The sequence below is a fragment of the Mycobacterium sp. ENV421 genome, from assembly GCF_002887815.1.
In the GTDB taxonomy this organism is placed as follows: domain Bacteria; phylum Actinomycetota; class Actinomycetes; order Mycobacteriales; family Mycobacteriaceae; genus Mycobacterium.
The window spans coordinates 1-13,796 of record NZ_PDHO01000041.1 but is presented as its reverse complement, the minus strand read 5'-3'; the positions used below and the strand labels follow the sequence as shown (position 1 = coordinate 13,796).

13 protein-coding genes are annotated in these 13,796 nt (G+C 66.7%); 8 read left to right on the top strand and 5 right to left on the bottom strand.

Going from position 1 to position 13,796, the window contains the following annotated elements; translation table 11 throughout:
• Positions 1-118: 118 nt before the first annotated feature.
• Positions 119-2,206, top strand: coding sequence for an alpha-1,4-glucan--maltose-1-phosphate maltosyltransferase (locus tag CRM90_RS26805; protein ID WP_102809939.1), 2,088 nt, complete (start codon positions 119-121; stop codon positions 2,204-2,206).
• Positions 2,207-2,231: 25 nt separating this feature from the next.
• Positions 2,232-4,439, top strand: a complete 2,208-nt coding sequence (gene glgB / locus CRM90_RS26800) for a 1,4-alpha-glucan branching protein GlgB (protein ID WP_102809925.1) — start codon at positions 2,232-2,234, stop codon at positions 4,437-4,439.
• On the opposite strand, the gene CRM90_RS26795 is transcribed toward glgB, so the two are convergent.
• The 3 genes from CRM90_RS26795 to CRM90_RS26785 form a co-directional block, all read right to left on the bottom strand.
• The gene (locus tag CRM90_RS26795) at positions 4,436-5,332 is read right to left on the bottom strand and encodes a tetratricopeptide repeat protein (RefSeq protein WP_102809924.1); all 897 of its coding nucleotides are present in this window, start codon (positions 5,330-5,332) and stop codon (positions 4,436-4,438) included. The genes glgB and CRM90_RS26795 overlap by 4 nt on opposite strands.
• 13 nt (positions 5,333-5,345) lie before the next feature.
• Complete coding sequence (locus CRM90_RS26790; protein ID WP_102809923.1) at positions 5,346-5,720, bottom strand: DUF3817 domain-containing protein; 375 nt, start codon at positions 5,718-5,720, stop codon at positions 5,346-5,348.
• A 70-nt stretch (positions 5,721-5,790) separates the two neighbouring features.
• Positions 5,791-6,972, bottom strand: coding sequence for an acetyl-CoA C-acetyltransferase (locus CRM90_RS26785; protein WP_102809922.1), 1,182 nt, complete (start codon positions 6,970-6,972; stop codon positions 5,791-5,793).
• Between the two features lie 68 nt (positions 6,973-7,040).
• Here CRM90_RS26785 and mce point away from each other — a divergent pair, with 68 nt between their 5' ends.
• Positions 7,041-7,535: a methylmalonyl-CoA epimerase gene (gene mce, locus CRM90_RS26780; protein WP_233209527.1), complete on the top strand. Its 495-nt coding sequence runs from the start codon at positions 7,041-7,043 to the stop codon at positions 7,533-7,535.
• A gap of 3 nt (positions 7,536-7,538) precedes the next feature.
• On the opposite strand, the gene CRM90_RS31110 is transcribed toward mce, so the two are convergent.
• Positions 7,539-7,835, bottom strand: coding sequence for an Rv1322 family protein (locus CRM90_RS31110; RefSeq protein ID WP_102809921.1), 297 nt, complete (start codon positions 7,833-7,835; stop codon positions 7,539-7,541).
• Entirely contained in the window at positions 7,835-8,509 is a 675-nt protein-coding gene (gene nucS / locus CRM90_RS26770; RefSeq protein ID WP_102809920.1) for an endonuclease NucS, read from the bottom strand. The genes CRM90_RS31110 and nucS overlap by 1 nt, the downstream gene beginning before the upstream one ends.
• 49 nt (positions 8,510-8,558) lie before the next feature.
• Between nucS and CRM90_RS26765 the strand changes: the two genes are divergently transcribed.
• The 5 genes from CRM90_RS26765 to CRM90_RS26745 all read left to right on the top strand — a co-directional run bounded on the left by CRM90_RS26765 (position 8,559) and on the right by CRM90_RS26745 (position 13,686).
• Entirely contained in the window at positions 8,559-10,163 is a 1,605-nt protein-coding gene (locus CRM90_RS26765; protein ID WP_102809919.1) for an adenylate/guanylate cyclase domain-containing protein, read from the top strand.
• Complete coding sequence (gene trhA, locus CRM90_RS26760; RefSeq protein WP_102809918.1) at positions 10,160-10,885, top strand: PAQR family membrane homeostasis protein TrhA; 726 nt, start codon at positions 10,160-10,162, stop codon at positions 10,883-10,885. The genes CRM90_RS26765 and trhA overlap by 4 nt, the downstream gene beginning before the upstream one ends.
• A 63-nt stretch (positions 10,886-10,948) precedes the next feature.
• Positions 10,949-11,626, top strand: coding sequence for an HD domain-containing protein (locus CRM90_RS26755; RefSeq protein WP_102809917.1), 678 nt, complete (start codon positions 10,949-10,951; stop codon positions 11,624-11,626).
• 63 nt (positions 11,627-11,689) lie between these two features.
• Positions 11,690-13,180, top strand: coding sequence for a DNA-3-methyladenine glycosylase 2 family protein (locus CRM90_RS26750; protein WP_102809916.1), 1,491 nt, complete (start codon positions 11,690-11,692; stop codon positions 13,178-13,180).
• A gap of 8 nt (positions 13,181-13,188) precedes the next feature.
• Positions 13,189-13,686: a methylated-DNA--[protein]-cysteine S-methyltransferase gene (locus tag CRM90_RS26745; protein WP_102809938.1), complete on the top strand. Its 498-nt coding sequence runs from the start codon at positions 13,189-13,191 to the stop codon at positions 13,684-13,686.
• Positions 13,687-13,796 lie beyond the last annotated feature (110 nt).

Here is a 13,796-nt window from a genome sequence, read left to right as displayed (position 1 = left end):
GTCAAGAAGACTCACGACCGGTGCAGCGACCAGGGTTGCTGCGCCACGACAACGAGAAACCGACTCGAGCCGGCGCGGAGCAGACCACGTCGCACAGGTCAGGAATGGAGTGGTTGGGTTGCCCGGTCGTATCGAGATCGATGACGTCGCGCCCGTTGTGTCCTGCGGTACCTATCCGGCCAAGGCGGTCGTCGGTGAAGTCGTGCCGGTTGCCGGGACGGTGTGGCGCGAGGGGCACGACGCGGTGGCGGCGACGTTGGTGGTGCGCTACCTCGGAACTGCCCACCCCCAGCTCGGACAGAATCCAGCCCGGCGGGTCAAAGCCCTCGAGGGCGCTGAACTGACCGAGGCCTCCCCCGCGGTGAGCCGGGTGAAGCCCCAGCTGTACCCGATGGCAATGGGCCGCACCCCCGATGTCTTCCACGGCCAGTTCGTGCCCGACCGGGTGGGCCTGTGGACGTTCCGGATCGACGGCTGGGGCGATCCGATCACCACGTGGCGGCACAACGTCACCGTCAAACTCAACGCCGGACAGGGCGAGTCGGAGCTCAACAACGATCTGATCGTCGGCGGCAATCTGCTGGCCCGCGCCGCCACCGGCGTGCCTCGCGACCGCCGCGCGCCGCTGTTGGCGGCCGCCGCGGCACTGCGCGAGTCCGGGGATCCGCTCACCCGAGCGGCCCTGGCGCTGTCCCACGAGGTCACTGATCTGCTCGCCCAGTACCCGCTGCGCGAGCTGGTCACCCGGGGCAGCACCTACGGCATCTGGGTGGACCGACCGATGGCGCGGTGCAGCGCCTGGTACGAACTGTTCCCCCGCTCCACCGGTGGCCGCGACGAGGCAGGCCGGCCCGTGCACGGCACGTTCGAGACCGCCGCCCTGGCGCTCCCGCGGGTCGCATCGATGGGGTTCAACGTCGTCTACCTGCCGCCGATCCACCCGATCGGCAAGGTGCACCGCAAGGGCCGCAACAACACCGTGACGGCCGAGCCGGGCGATGTCGGATCACCCTGGGCGATCGGCAGCGACGAGGGCGGGCACGACGCCGTCCACCCCGATCTCGGAACGATCGACGACTTCGACCGGTTCGTCGATGCGGCACGCGACAACGGGCTGGAGGTCGCACTCGACCTGGCGCTGCAATGCGCTCCGGATCACCCCTGGGCCAAGAATCACCGGGAATGGTTCACCGAATTGCCGGACGGCTCCATCGCCTACGCGGAGAACCCGCCGAAGAAGTACCAGGACATCTACCCGCTGAACTTCGACAACGATCCCGGCGGCCTCTACGACGAGGTGCTGCGGGTGGTGCGGCACTGGATGGACCACGGCATCAAGATCTTTCGGGTCGACAACCCGCACACCAAGCCGCCGAACTTCTGGGGGTGGCTGATCAGCCAGGTCAAGGCCGTCGATCCCGACGTGCTGTTCCTCGCCGAGGCGTTCACCCGCCCGGCGCGGCTGAACGGGCTCGCGAAACTTGGCTTCACACAGTCGTATTCCTACTTCACCTGGCGTACCGCCAAATGGGAGATCGAGGAGTTCGGCCGCCAGATCGCGGAGCACGCCGACTACACCCGGCCGAACCTGTTCGTGAACACGCCCGACATCCTGCACGAGAGCCTGCAACACGGCGGGCCGGGCATGTTCGCAATCCGGGCCGTGCTGGCGTCGACGATGGGCAGCTCGTGGGGCGTGTACTCCGGCTTCGAACTCTACGAGCATCTGCCGGTGCGGGAGGGCAGCGAGGAGTACCTGGACTCCGAGAAATACGAGCTGCGACCGCGCGACTTCGAAGGCGCACTGGCACAGGGCCAGTCCCTGGAGCCATTCCTGCGGCGGCTCAACGAGATTCGCCACCTCCACCCCGCCCTGTGCGAGATGCGCACCATCACGTTCCATCACATCGACAACGACGCGCTGCTGTCGTACAGCAAGTTCGACCCGGTATCCGGTGACACCGTGCTGGTGGTGGTGACGTTGAACCCATTCGGCCCTGAGGAAGGCACCCTGTGGCTAGACATGGCCGCTTTGGGTATGCAGCCCTATGACCGTTTCTGGGTGCGCGACGAGATCACCGGGGAGGAATACCAATGGGGCCAGTCGAACTACGTGCGACTGGAACCGGCCCGGGCCGTCGCGCACGTCCTGAACATGCCGTTGATCCCGCAGGAGCAGAGAGCAGTTCTGCTGCGCCGGGAATGACGGGAACGACGAAGGAGCCTTCGCTATGACGAGAACCAAGAAGCTCGCCAGCCCGCACCTGGCGCCAGATCCTGCTGAGCTGGCCCGGTTGGTGTCCGGAGTCCATCACAGCCCGCACAGCATCCTGGGCGCCCACGAGTACGACGACCACACGGTGATCCGGGTGCTCAAACCGCACGCGGAGCAGGTGGTCGCCCTCGTCGGGGGCGAGCGACACCCGATGGAGCACATCGAGTCCGGGGTGTTCGCGGTGGCGTTGCCGTTCACCAACCTGGTCGACTACCGGCTCGAGGTCAGCTACCCGGGCGGACACACCATCACCGTCGCCGACGGCTACCGCTTCCTGCCCACGCTCGGTGAGATGGACCTCTATCTGTTCGGCGAGGGACGCCACGAGCAGTTGTGGGAGATCCTGGGCGCGCATCCGCGGTCGTTCGAGACCGCCGACGGCGTGGTCGAGGGTGTGTCGTTCGCGGTCTGGGCCCCGAACGCCAAGGGCATCAATCTGATCGGCGAGTTCAACCACTGGGACGGCAACGACGCCCCGATGCGGGTGCTGGGCTCCTCCGGAGTGTGGGAGCTGTTCTGGCCCGGGTTCCCCACTGACGGGCTCTACAAGTTCCGCGTCCACGGCGTCGACGGATCGGTCACCGACCGCGCTGACCCGTTCGCGTTTGCAACCGAGGTCCCGCCACACACCGCCTCACGTGTGTTCACCTCGGACTACACCTGGGACGACGCCGAGTGGCTGACGCAGCGGGCCGCACAGAACCCGGTGTTCCAGCCGATGAGCACCCTCGAGGTGCACCTGGGCTCCTGGCGGCCCGGCCTGAGCTACCGCGAGCTGGCTGAGCAACTCACCGAATACGTTGTGGCCCAAGGATTCACCCACATCGAGTTCCTCCCGGTCGCCGAGCACCCGTTCGGCGGCTCGTGGGGCTATCAGGTGACGTCCTACTACGCGCCGACATCCCGGTTCGGCACACCCGACGAATTCCGCTTCCTGGTGGACACCTTGCACCGGGCCGGTATCGGAGTCATCGTCGACTGGGTGCCCGCACACTTCCCCAAAGACGCGTGGGCGCTGGGCCGCTTCGACGGCACCCCGCTCTACGAGCATTCCGACCCGCGCCGAGGTGAACAGCTCGACTGGGGCACCTACGTCTTCGATTTCGGCCGCGCCGAGGTGCGCAACTTCCTGGTGGCCAACGCGCTGTACTGGTTGCAGGAGTTCCACATCGACGGCCTGCGGGTGGATGCCGTCGCATCCATGCTCTACCTGGACTATTCGCGGCCCGACGGCGGCTGGACGCCCAACATCTACGGCGGCCGGGAAAACCTCGAGGCGGTGCAGTTCCTGCAGGAGATGAACGCCACCGTCCACAAGAGCCACCCCGGCATCGTCACGATCGCCGAGGAGTCCACCTCATGGCCGGGCGTTACCCGGGCCACCAACCTTGGCGGACTTGGCTTTTCGATGAAGTGGAACATGGGGTGGATGCACGACACCCTGGATTACATCAGCCGGGATCCGATCTACCGCACCTATCACCACGGCGAGCTGACGTTCTCGTTGCTCTATGCGTTCAGCGAGAACTTCGTGTTGCCGATCAGCCACGACGAGGTGGTGCACGGCAAGGGCACGCTGTGGGGCCGGATGCCGGGCAACGACCACGTCAAGGCGGCCGGGCTGCGCAGCCTGCTGGCCTACCAGTGGGCCCACCCCGGTAAGCAGCTGTTGTTCATGGGCCAGGAATTCGGTCAGCGCGCGGAGTGGTCCGAGGAACGCGGGGTCGACTGGTACCAGCTCGACGAGAACAGCTACTCCACCGGGATCCAGCGTTTCGTCGCCGATCTCAACGAGCTCTACCGCGGCCGCCCGTCGTTGTGGAGCCAGGACACCAAGCCGGAGGGCTACTCCTGGATCGACGCCAACGACTCGGCCAACAACGTGCTGAGCTTTTTGCGATACGGCAGCGACGGCTCGGTGCTGGCGTGCGTGTTCAACTTCTCCGGCGCGGAGCACAGCCGTTATCGGCTTGGGCTGCCGCACACCGGCACCTGGCGCGAGGTGCTCAACAGCGACGCGACGGTCTACAACGGTGCGGGGGCGGGCAACTTCGGCGCGGTCGAGGCCACCGATGAGCCCTGGCACGGCCGGCCGGCATCGGCGACGCTGGTGCTGCCGCCGAACTCGGCGATCTGGCTGGAACCCGCGCCGGCCGCCGGCTAGTAGAGCGCGTTGGCCAGGTTGCGCCGGCCGGTGATGACATCGGGGTCGGCGGGATCGAACAGTTCGAACAGTTCGATCAGGCGGGTGCGCACCTTGGTGCGCTCATCGTCGGAAGTCTTGCGCACCAGCGCGATCAGGCGATCGAAGGCCGGGACGACGTCCTGATTCAGGATCTGCACGTCGGCGGCGGCAAAGGCCGCCTCGATGTCGTCGGGAGCGGCGTCGGCCACGGCCACCGCGTCGGGGCGCTGCCCGGTGGCGCGCTGCAGGAACGTCATCTGCCGCAACGCACCCTTGGCTTCGGCGTGCTGCGGATCGGCGTCGAGAATGGCCTGGTACGCCGCGGCCGCGGCCGCGAAATCGCCGGACTCCAACAATTCGCGTGCCTGCTCCAAGGCCGGGTCGACGGCTGCCCCTTCCTCGGAATCGCCTGAGCCGGAGAGCTTTCCAGCGGTCGCCTGCAGCAACGAATCGACCCACCGCCGCAACTGCTCGGGCGGTTGCATGCCCTGGAAGCTGGCCAGCGGCTGCCCGCCGGCCAAGGCCACCACGGTCGGCACCGCTTCGATGCCGAACATCTGGGCGACCCGCGGGACCACGTCGACGTTGACCGTCGCCAACGACCACTTTCCGTTGTCGTCGGCGGCCAGCGCGGCGAGCACTTCACCCAGTTGCACCGAGGCGTCGCTGCGCGGCGACCACAGCACCACGACGACCGGCAGCTGGCCGGAGCGGACCAGGACTTCAGCTTCGAAATTGGCCTCGGTGACCTCGACACCGCCGCTGGGGGCGGTCGCAGCGTCCGCGGGCTGCTGAGCTCGCTGCTTGAGGCCGGACAGGTCGACGGCGCCGGCGGCCAGGGCCGGACCGATCTGGGGGCGTGGACGCGTCACGTTCCCAAGTCTGTCACGTCGTCGACCGCGCCGAATCGAGTGGCTGACCAGACGCAGCAGGAGCTGCTGCCGGTCCCAATTTCTCTGTCCGATCAGCCCATATGAGGAAAATCACACTGCCGAGGGGCACGATGCTGCCGAGCAACGCCAGCAACCACGTCAGGACGCCCCACTTGTAGGCGATGCCGGCCATGAGAGCAGTGATCACAAACGCGATGAACACCAACCCGTGGGCCATGCCGAAAACCTTGACGCCGATCTCGGTGCGCGGACTGCCCAGGTACTTGAAGTACATCCCGACCAGCAGTCCGACCCACGTCACCGCTTCGGCCAGCGCCACCAACCGGAATCGGCCGGCCGTGCTTCGGATGTCAAAGGTGCTCGTCATGCCGCCATTGTGCCGCAGCGGCGCGCCAGCTACTACGCCTCGTCGTTGACCGTGCTGGTTACCCGGCGAGTTACCCCGCCCGCAGGACCAGCGCGTCGCCCTGGCCGCCCGCTCCGCAGAGCGCGGCCACCGCGTAGCCCGATCCGCGCCGCGAGAGCTCCAGCGCCGCGTGCAGCGTGATCCGCGCACCCGACATACCGATCGGGTGGCCGACCGCGATCGCGCCGCCGTTGCGGTTGACCCGCTCGGGATCCACGCCCAGTTCCTTGGTCGAGGCCAGCGCGACGGCGGAGAACGCCTCGTTGATCTCGATAACGTCCAGGTCGTCGAGCGTGATGCCCTCGCGAGCGATGGCCTTCTTGATCGCATTGGCCGGCTGCGACTGGAGTGTGGAGTCCGGGCCAGCGACCACACCGTGGGCACCGATCTCACACAGCCAGCTCAGCCCGAGCTCCTGGGCCTTGGCCTTGCTCATCACCACGACGGCGCAGCCGCCGTCAGAGATTTGGGAGGCCGAACCCGCCGTGATCGTGCCGTCCTTGCGGAACGCGGGCTTGAGTCCGGACAGCGATTCGGCCGTGGTGTTGGCGCGGATGCCCTCGTCCTCGCTGAACTCGATCGGGTCGCCCTTGCGCTGCGGGATCTTCACCGGCACGACCTCGTCGGCGAACACGCCGTCCTTCCAGGCCGCGGCCGCCTTCTGATGCGAGGTGGCGGCGAACTCGTCCTGCTCTTGGCGGGTGAACTTGTCGGTGTCGTTGCGCTGCTCGGTGAGCGCACCCATCGGCTGGTCGGTGAAAACGTCGTGCAGGCCGTCGTACGCCATCGAGTCGAGCACCGTGACGTCGCCGTACTTGTAGCCCTCGCGGCTGTTGATCAGCAGGTGCGGGGCCTTGGTCATCGACTCCTGGCCGCCGGCGACCACGACCTCGAATTCACCGGCCCGGATCAGCTGATCGGCCAGGGCGATCGAATCGATCCCGGACAGGCACATCTTGTTGATGCTCAGGGCAGGCACATCCCACCCGATACCGGCAGCCACGGCGGCCTGGCGGGCCGGCATCTGGCCGGCGCCGGCGGTCAGCACCTGGCCCATGATCACGTAGTCGACCAGCGACGCCGGGACTCCGGCCTTCTCCAGCGCGCCCTTGATTGCCAACGCGCCCAGATCGCTGCCGGAAAAATCTTTGAGTGAACCCATCAGTTTGCCGATGGGAGTCCGTGCTCCAGCAACGATCACCGACGTCGTCATACCTACCTCCAAGAGCGTTTCACGCCGCCCCGATGCGGCTATCCACGGATCCCCCAGTGTTGAATCCGATGTGGTTAGGTTACCTTTACGTTATGACCGCTGAGCAAGTTGACGCCCGTCCAGTTCTGGCCAGTGCGCTCGTCACGGCCGTAGACCATGTCGGCATCGCGGTGCCGGATCTCGATGCGGCCATCCAGTGGTACCACGAGCACCTCGGAATGATCCTGGTGCACGAGGAAATCAACACCGACCAGGGCATTCGTGAGGCCATGTTGTCGCTGAAGAACGCGGCCCCCGATTGCGCCCAGATCCAGTTGATGGCGCCGTTGGATGAGACCTCGACGATCGCCAAGTTCATCGACAAGCGCGGCCCCGGCATCCAGCAGATGGCCTACCGGGTCAGCGACCTGGACGCCATCTCCGAACAACTGCGCAACCAGGGTGTCCGGTTGATCTACGACGCACCGCGCCGCGGAACCGCGAACTCACGGATCAACTTCATCCACCCGAAGGATGCCGGTGGCGTCCTGGTGGAACTCGTCGAGCCGGCTTCATCTCACTAGGTTTCACGACCACTTCCGGGTCGGCCCGCGGTTGGCGCGGTTCGCCCAGCAGGCGGTGTGCCAGTGCCGTCGATCCTCCAGCGCAGCGTCACTATCGTCGGCGCGCCACACCGCCACATGCGCCACCCCTGAACGGATTTCGTGATCGCAGCCGGGGCAGCGGTAGGTCTTGACCGCTCGCGCAGCCGGTATCAATCGCACTTCGTAGTCGAATCCGTCGGCGCCCGACTCGACGCGGTGCTGCAGGGGTAGCGGCGGAACACCGCTGCCTTTAGGGCGAGGTGGCCGGCGACGCGGCATCAGAAGAGCCGGAACTCGTCGCTATCCATCCCCCGCATGACGTCGTAATCCAAAGTCAGGCAACGAATTCCGCGATCGGTGGCCAGCGTTCTGGCTTGCGGCTTGATCTGCTGGGCGGCGAACACTCCGGTCACCGGCGCCAGCAGACTGTCCCGGTTGAGCAACTCCAGGTAGCGCGTCAGCTGCTCCACACCGTCGATCTCGCCGCGGCGCTTGATCTCCACCGCGACCGTGCGGCCCTCATCGTCGCGGCAGAGGATGTCCACCGGGCCGATGGCGGTCATGAACTCCCGGCGGACCAGGGTGTAGCCGTCGCCCAGCAGCTCGATGTGCTCGGCCAGCAGCTTCTGCAGGTGCGCTTCGACACCGTCCTTCACCAGTCCGGGATCGATCCCGAGCTCGTGGCTGGAGTCGTGCTCGACGCTTTCGATCGTGATCCGCAACTGTTCGCCGGCCTTGTTCTCCACCACCCACACCGGCAACGAGTCATCCTTGGCCTCCTCGGTCAGCCAGCACGGCGGGCTCATCCAGTTCAGCGGCTTGTAGGCCCGGTCGTCGGCATGGATGCTGACTGAGCCGTCGGCCTTGATCAGCAGCAGCCGACGAGCCGAGGGCAGGTGGGCGGTGAGACGACCGAGGTAGTCGACGGTGCATTGGGCGATCACGAGGCGCACCGCACAAGCTTAGGGTCTGCACCCTCCGGCGAATTAGGCTGACACCACCATGACGTCCCCTCCGAGCCTCGCGCAGCGGTTGGGCCGGGTTCTGGAACGGGTGACCCGGCAGAGCGGCCGGTTGGCCGGCACACCGGCCTACGGCTCGTTGATCCTGGGGCGGGTCAACGAGAGCCCGGCCCGCCGCCGGGTCCGGATCCAGACGCTGGTCACGGTATCGCTGCTGGCGGTGAACCTCCTCGGCATCGTGGTCGCGGCCCTGTTGGTCAGCGTGGCCTATCCGGTGCCCAGTGTGTTCACCGACGTGCCGGCCTGGCTCACTTTCGGCGTGGCCCCCGCGTATGCGGCCGCCGCGCTCGCCTTCGGCAGCTGGTGGATCACCACCCGCACGGTGAAAAATCTCCGGTGGGCGGCGGAAGGGCGGGCGCCGACCCGCGTCGACCAGCGCAACGCGTTCTTCACCCCGTGGCGCGTCGCGCTGGCCCAGCTGTCGCTCTGGGTGGTGGGCACGGTCGTCTTCACGATCCTCTACGGGCTGTTCGACACCGACTTCATTCCGCGGATCCTGCTCGTGACGGGTTTCGTCGGAGTGATGGTCTCCACCGGCGCCTACCTGGCCACCGAGTTCGCGCTGCGCCCTGTCGCGGCATTGGCGCTGGCGGCCGGACCGCCGCCGCACCGGCTGGCGCCGGGGATCATGGGCCGCACGATGACGGTCTGGATGCTGGGCTCGGGCGTGCCGGTCATCGGCATCGGGCTCAGCGCGCTGATCTCGCTGGTCTTGGACAACATGACGAAGACGCAGTTGGAGGTCGCCGTCCTGATCACCTCGGCGGCCACGCTGGTGTTCGGGTTCATCTTGATGTGGGTGCTGGCCTGGATCACCGCAACTCCGGTGCGGGTCGTGCGGTCGGCCCTCAAACGCGTCGAGGACGGCGACCTCAAGGCCAGCGTCGTGGTCTTCGACGGCACCGAACTCGGTGAGTTGCAACGGGGATTCAACTCGATGGTCGCCGGGCTACGGGAGCGCGAACGGGTGCGCGACTTGTTCGGCCGCCACGTCGGCCGAGAGGTCGCCGCAGCTGCCGAGATGCAGAAGCCGCAGCTCGGTGGCGAAGAGCGCCACGTGGCAGTGCTTTTCGTCGACATCGTCGGCTCCACGCAATTGGTCGGCACCCTGCCTCCGATCGAGGTGGTCGACCTGCTCAACCGGTTCTTCGCCGTGATCGTCGAAGAGGTCAACCGGCACAACGGTCTGCTCAACAAGTTCGAAGGCGATGCCACGCTCGCGGTGTTCGGTGCGCCGGTCACGCTCGACAATCCCGAAGACGATGCGCTCGCCGCGGCCCGCACGATCATGCGGCGTCTCGAGCAGGAGGTACCCGAATGCCCAGCCGGCCTCGGCGTCGCCGCCGGTGAGGTCGTCGCCGGCAACGTCGGCGCCAACGAGCGATTCGAATACACGGTGATCGGCCCACCGGTCAATGAGGCCGCTCGCCTGTCCGAGCTGGCCAAGTCCACCGCGAGCCGACTGCTGGTGACGGCATCGACCGTCGAGCGGGCCGGCGATTCCGAGCGCGCCCACTGGGTCTTGGCCGACCCGGTGACGTTGCGCGGCCACGAAGAGCCGACCCGCCTGGCCGTGCCCGCGTGACATTCGAGGAAGCCTCGCCAACACCACTGCCTTCAGCCCCGGCCGGAATCGAGATCATCGCCGACGTACTCGGCACGCCCAGGGTCCGCGGCTGGATTCATCTGTCCTCGGCCGTTGTCGCCATCGTCGCCAGTGCAGCGCTGGTGCGAGCGGCCTTCGCGGCGGCGTCCCCGAATGCGGGTTGGGTGACCGCGATTTACACCACCACCATCGTCGCCATGTTCGGCGTGAGCGCGACATACCACCTCGTACGGTGGCGTTCACCGAAGACGTTGAAGTGGATGAAGCGCGCGGACCACTCGATGATCTTCGTCTTCATCGTCGGCACCTACTTCCCCATCGCCGTCCTGGCGATGCCACCGCAGACCGCCACCCGGGTGCTGACCATCGTCTGTGTCGGTGCGGCGGCGGGCATTGCACTCAAGATGTTGTGGCCCTCGGCGCCGCGGTGGATCGGCGTGCCGCTGTATTTGATGCTCGGCTATGCCGCAATCGCCTTCGCCCGAACAATTCTCGACGGCGCCGGATTGGCCGTCGTCGGCCTCCTCGTCGCCGGTGGCGTGCTGTACAACATCGGCGCAGTGCTTTACGGGCTGCGCTGGCCCAACCCGTGGCCCGCGTCTTTCGGCTATCACGAGTTCTTTCACGCGTTCACCGCCGCCGCCGCGACATGCCATTACGTCGCAATCTGGCTCATCGTGGCCGGTCTTGCGATGTCCTGATTTGTGGGGTACCGGGCCTCCGGGCCACTCGACTGACGGGTCGAGGTCGGGCAAGGTAGTGGCATGACCCTCGACGACGTGGCCGCATGGGACTTCCCGGACTCCGATATGTGTTCAGCCGCACTGCAATTGGTGGCAGAAGTCTCCCCTGCGTTTCTGACCAACCACTGTGTCCGCGGTCATCTGTTCGGGCGCGAACTGGCCGCCGCCGACGGCCTGCGGGCCGGGGTCGATTACGACGACGAGCTGGTCTTCCTCAGCTGTCTGCTGCACGACCTGGGCGTGACCGAGTACGGCAGCGGAGATCAGCGCTTCGAAGTCGACGGGGCCGACGCCGCGGCGCGCTTCTTGACCGACCACGGAGTCGACGACGTTGCGGTGCGTACGGTGTGGGAATCGATCGCGCTGCACACCAGCGTCGGGCTGGCCCACCGGTTCGGACCGGTCCACGCGATCTCTCATCGCGGAATCGCATTGGACATCAACGGGTTCGACAAGAAGCGGCTGTCCGCCGGATTCGCCGGGCGGGTGCACGCCGCGTGGCCGCGTCATGATCTGGGCTATGCCATCGCCGAGGCGATCGCTGCCGATACCCGCGCCAATCCGATGAAGGCTCCGCCGCTGTTCTTCCCCGCGCACCTGCACCACCTGATCAACGGGGCACCGTCACCGACCTTCTTCGACCTGATCGGCATATCGGGCTGGGGCGATCGCCCGGTACCCGAGACGGTCGGCTCATAGCGCTCGACCACGATGTCGGTTTTCCGCTAGTGCTGTCGGTGCCGACGTGTAAAAGTTCAAGACGTGCATGACGATTTCGACCGCTGCTACCGCGCCGTTCAGTCCAAGGACTCGCGGTTCGACGGTTGGTTCGTCACCGCTGTCAAGACCACCGGTATCTACTGCCGGCCCAGCTGCCCCGTGCGGCTGCCGCTGGCCCGTAACGTCCGCTTCTACCCCAGCTCGGCGGCCGCACAGCGAGCGGGCTATCGGGCCTGCAAACGCTGCCGTCCGGATGCCTCACCGGGTTCGCCGGAGTGGAACGTCCGCGGTGACGCGGTGGCCCGGGCGATGCGGTTGATCGGTGACGGTGCGGTAGACCGCGAAGGCGTGACGGGACTGGCAAGACGGGTCGGCTACACCGCCCGCCAGCTGGAGCGAATGTTGCAGGCCGAGGTCGGTGCCGGGCCGCTGGCACTGGCCCGGGCGCAGCGGGTCCAGACGGCGCGGGTGCTCATCGAGACCACCGACATGGCGTTCGGCGATATCGCATTCGCAGCGGGTTTCGCGAGCATCCGCCAGTTCAACGACACCCTGCGAGCCGCCTGCGACACCACGCCGACGGCATTGCGGGCCAAGGCCGCCCGCCGAGATTGGGCGGCAAGCGCACCCGCCGGGCAAGCGTTGTCACTGCGGCTGCCGGTGCGCACCCCGTTCGCCTATGAGGGCGTGTTCGGACACCTGGCAGCCAGTGCGGTGCCAGGCTGTGAAGAGGTGCGCGACGGCGCGTTCCGCCGCACACTGCGCCTACCGTCGGGTTGCGGCGTGGTGAGCCTGACCCCGCAGCCCGACCACGTCCGGTGCACGCTGGTGCTCGAGCACGTTCGCGACCTCGCCACGGCGATCGCTCGCTGCCGGCGGTTATTGGATCTCGACGCCGACCCGGAAGCCGTTCTCGATGTGCTGGGCGCCGACGCCGACCTGGGTGCCGTGGTGAGCAAAGCGCCGGGGCAGCGGATCCCGCGCACGGTCGACGAAGAAGAACTGACGGTGCGGGCCGTACTCGGCCAGCAGGTGTCGACCAAAGCGGCACGCACCCACGCCGGGCGGCTCGTCGCCGCCTACGGCACGCCGGTGGCCGATCCGCACGGGGGGCTGACGCACACGTTTCCCAGCACCGCTCAGCTGGCCGATATCGACCCGGCGCACCTTGCCGTGCCGGCCGCCCGGCGGCGCTCGGTGACCGCGCTGATCGCGGCCCTGGGCGACGGCGAGCTGACACTCAATCCCGGCTGCGACTGGCAGCAGGCCCGTGAGCAGCTGCTGGCGCTACCCGGAATCGGACCGTGGACGGCGGAGATCGTCGCGATGCGGGGGCTTGGTGATCCCGACGCCTTTCCGGCCAGCGATCTCGGGGTGCGACTCGCGGCCGAACAGCTCGGCCTGCCGGCCGACGTGCGGGCGCTGACCGCACACAGTGCACAGTGGCGACCATGGCGGTCCTATGCCGTACAGCACCTGTGGACGACTCTGGACCATTCCGTGAATCACTGGCCACCGAAGGAGACACCGTGACGACGACCATGCGGTACCGAATAATCGACAGCCCAGTAGGCCCACTCACCCTGGCCGGCACGGGATCGACCCTGCGGCATTTGCGGATGGTGGACCAGACGCACGAGCCGGATCGGTCCGACTGGGCACAATCTGACGATGAAATATTCGCCGACGCCGTCGAGCAGCTGGCGGCCTATTTCGCCGGCGAACGCACCGAATTCGACCTCGATCTGGATCTCGGCGGAACCGAATTCCAACGCAAAGTCTGGTCAGCCCTGCGCACCATTCCGTACGGCGAGACACGGTCCTATGGAGAAATCGCGATGCAAATCGGATCTCCGGGGGCGTCGCGTGCGGTGGGATTGGCGAATGGCCGAAATCCGATCGGCATCATCGTGCCGTGCCATCGCGTTATCGGTTCGACCGGGGGATTGACCGGATATGGCGGAGGAATTGATCGCAAGCGCGCACTATTGGCGCTGGAGAAAAGCCGAATGCCGGCCGATCTGTCGCTATTCGACTGAGATACGAATACAAAAATGCCTGTGCCCCCTAATCGAAATTAGGGGGCACAGGACTTAAATTGTGTTCGGCGGTGTCCTACTTTTCCACCCTGTTGGGTAGTATCATCGGC